This window comes from Hanstruepera ponticola (genome assembly GCF_012931685.1).
GTDB lineage: Bacteria > Bacteroidota > Bacteroidia > Flavobacteriales > Flavobacteriaceae > Hanstruepera > Hanstruepera ponticola.
On sequence record NZ_JABANC010000015.1, the window covers coordinates 1 to 4212 of the forward strand.

Annotated in this window: 1 protein-coding gene; it reads left to right on the forward strand. The window is 39.3% G+C overall.

Going from position 1 to position 4212, the window contains the following annotated elements; all coding sequences use genetic code 11:
* Positions 1-4212, forward strand: a 4212-nt coding sequence (locus tag HGK31_RS14615) for an HYR-like domain-containing protein (protein ID WP_191861105.1), incomplete at both ends; no start/stop codon positions are given.

Genomic DNA, 4212 nt, shown 5'->3' on the forward strand with positions numbered 1-4212 from the left:
AATGTTTAACAGATGTTCCTGCTCCTGGTGATTTAACGGCTACTGATAACTGCGCTGGTGACATTACTGTGACTGGTTCAGATTCAACTGATAATTCAGATCCTTGTAATGTGGTTATTACACGTTCTTGGACATTTACTGATAGCTGTAATAATGAAACGGTTATCTCGCAAACTATTACAGTTGCTGATACTATTGATCCTGTGGCTCCTAGTGCACCTGCTGACATTGCTTACCAATGTTTAACAGATGTTCCTGCTCCTGGTGATTTAACGGCTACTGATAACTGCGCTGGTGACATTACTGTGACTGGTTCAGATTCAACTGATAATTCAGATCCTTGTAATGTGGTTATTACGCGTACTTGGACGTTTACTGATAGCTGTAATAATGAAACAGTTATTTCTCAAACTATTACAGTAGCTGATACTATTGATCCTGTGGCTCCTAGTGCACCTGCTGACATTGCTTACCAATGTTTAACAGATGTTCCTGCTCCTGGTGATTTAACAGCTACTGACAACTGCGCTGGTGACATTACTGTGACTGGTTCAGATTCAACTGATAATTCAGATCCTTGTAATGTGGTTATTACACGTACTTGGACATTTACTGATAACTGTAACAATGAAACAGTTATATCGCAAACTATTACAGTAGCTGATACTATTGCGCCTACTATTACTACTGTTGGTGCAGATCAAACTGTATTATGTGATGGATTAGGTAATACGAATGAATTCCAAGCTTGGTTAGATACAAATGCTGGAGCAAATGCTACAGATAATTGTGGAACAGTGACTTGGACAAATGAAATATTAAATGTTATAGACCAATGTGGTGAAACATCTAGAACATTAGTTCGATTTACAGCTACAGATGATTGTAACAATTCGAGCTCAACTACAGCATTATTTACTATTATTGATTTAGTACCTCCTACTTTAGATTCTCCAGCAACTGATTTAACAGTTGAATGTGATGGATCTGGAAACACAACCGATTTAAATGATTGGCTTAATACTAATGGTGGTGGAACAGCAACTGATATATGTGGAAATGTAACATGGACTAATGATTTTACTGGATTATCTGATGATTGTGGAGAAACTGGTTCAGCTACAGTGACATTTACTGCTACTGATGACTGCGGAAACGCTGTTTCAACTTCAGCAACATTTACAATTCAAGATACTCAAGCCCCAGCAGCTCCTAATGCTCCTGCCGATATTACTTATGAGTGTATTGGTGATGTACCTGCAGCTGGTGATTTAACTGCTTCAGATGATTGTTCAGGTAACATTACGGTTACTGGTGTTGACGTTACTGATAATTCTAATCCTTGTAATATAGTGATTACTCGTACTTGGACGTTTACTGATGATTGTAATAATTCATCTTCCGTATCGCAAACTATTACAGTAACTGATACTATTGCGCCAACTATTGATACACCTGCTAGTGATATTGCAATTGAATGTGATGGTTCTGGTAATAACGGTGCTATTGAAGATTGGTTAAATAACAATGGTGGTGCAGTTGCTTCAGATAACTGTAGTACGGTGACTTGGACTAATAACTATGGCGGAACAGCTTCTGATTGCTCTACTGCTATTGAAGTAATATTTACAGCTACTGACGCTTGTGGTAATTCAATTTCCACGACTGCATCATATGCTATTCAAGATACTGAAGCACCTGAAATTACTCCAGCTTCCGATGAAACTGTTGAATGTGATGGTTCAGGTAATTTAACTGATTTAAACAATTGGTTAGATACTAATGGTGGTGCTACTGCAACTGATGATTGTTCTGCTGTTTCATGGTCAAACGATTTCACTGGATTATCTGATGACTGTGGCGAAACAGGTTCTGCTGCGGTTACTTTTACAGCTACTGATGGTTGTGGTAACTCAAGCTCTGTAAGTGCTACTTTCACAATTGAAGACACAACACCTCCTACGGCACCTAGTGCGCCTGCCGATATTACTTATGAGTGTATTGGTGATGTACCTGCTGTTGGTGATTTAACTGCTACAGATATTTGCTCTGGCGACATAGTTGCCACTGCTGTTGACAGTATAGATAATACTAACCCTTGTAATATTGTAATTACACGTACTTGGACATTTACAGATGACTGTAACAATTCATCTTCTGTATCTCAAACAATTACAGTGGCTGATACGATTCCTCCAGTAGCACCTGGTGCTCCTGCTGATATTACTTACGAGTGTGTGGGTGATGTACCTGCTGCTGGTGATTTAACTGCTGTTGATAACTGTGCTGGTGATATTGTTGCTACCGCAGTGGATGCTACAGATGATACAAATCCTTGTAATGTAGTGATTACTCGTACTTGGACGTTTATTGATGATTGTAATAATTCATCTTCCGTATCGCAAACTATTACAATAACTGATACGGTTCCTCCAGTAGCACCTAGTGCTCCTGCCGATATTACTTATGAGTGTATTGGTGATGTACCTGCTGCTAGTGATTTGATTGCTATTGATAACTGTACTGGTGATATTGTTGCTACCGCAGTGGATACTACAGATGATACAAATCCTTGTAATGTGGTGATTACACGTACTTGGACGTTTACTGATGATTGTAATAATTCATCTTCCGTATCGCAAACTATTACAGTAACTGATACTATTGCGCCAACTATTGATACACCTGCTAGTGATATTGCAATTGAATGTGATGGTTCTGGTAATAATGGTGCTATTGAAGACTGGTTAAATAACAATGGTGGTGCAGTTGCTTCAGATAACTGTAGCACGGTGACTTGGACTAATAACTATGGCGGAACAGCTTCTGATTGCTCTGCTGCTATTGAAGTAATATTTACAGCTACTGACGCTTGTGGTAATTCAATTTCTACGACTGCATCATATGCTATTCAAGATACTGAAGCACCTGAAATTACTCCAGCTTCCGATGAAACTGTTGAATGTAATGGTTCTGGTAACTTAACTGATTTAAACAATTGGTTAGATACTAATGGTGGTGCAACAGCAACTGATGATTGTTCAGCAATTTCATGGTCTCATGATTTTACAGCATTATCTGATGATTGTGGTGAAACAGGTTCTGCTACAGTTACTTTTACAGCTACTGATGGTTGTGGTAACTCAAGCTCTGTAAGTGCTACTTTCACAATTGAAGACACAACACCTCCTACTGCACCTAGTGCACCTGCTGATATTGCTTACGAGTGTATTGGTGATGTACCTGCTGCTGGTGATTTAACAGCAACGGATGAGTGTTCTGGAGATATTACGGTTACTGGTGTTGATGTGACAGATGATTCAAATCCTTGTAATGTAATTATTACACGTACTTGGACATTTACAGATGACTGTAACAATTCATCGTCTGTATCGCAAACAATTACGGTGGCTGATACAATTGCACCTACAGCATCTAACCCAGCTGGTATTACAGTTGAGTGTATTGGTGATGTGCCTGCTGCTGATATTTCAGTAGTAACGGATGCAGCTGATAACTGTTCAGTACCTGTCGTTGCTTTTGTTAGCGATAGCTCGGATGGTCAATCTTGTCCTGAAACGATTACGAGAACTTATAGTGTCACAGATGATTGTAACAACTCGATTAACGTAACGCAAACTATTATTGTTGGTGATACTATTGCGCCTACAGCTTCTAACCCAGCTGGTATTACAGTTGAGTGTATTGGTGATGTGCCTGCTGCTGATATTTCAGTAGTAACGGATGCAGCTGATAACTGTTCAGTACCTGTTGTTGCTTTTGTAAGCGATAGCTCGGATGGTCAATCTTGTCCTGAAACGATTACTAGAACTTATAGTGTTACTGATGATTGTAACAACTCAATTAACGTAACGCAAACTATTATTGTTGGTGATACAATTGCGCCTACAGCATCTAACCCAGCTGGTATTACAGTTGAGTGTATTGGTGATGTGCCTGCTGCTGATATTTCAGTAGTAACAGATGCAGCTGATAACTGTTCAGTACCTGTTGTTGCTTTTGTAAGCGATAGCTCGGATGGTCAATCTTGTCCTGAAACGATTACAAGAACTTATAGTGTTACAGATGATTGTAACAACTCAATTAACGTAACGCAAACTATTATTGTTGGTGATACAATTGCGCCTACAGCATCTAACCCAGCTGGTATTACAGTTGAGTGTATTGGTGATGTGCCTGCTGCTGATATTT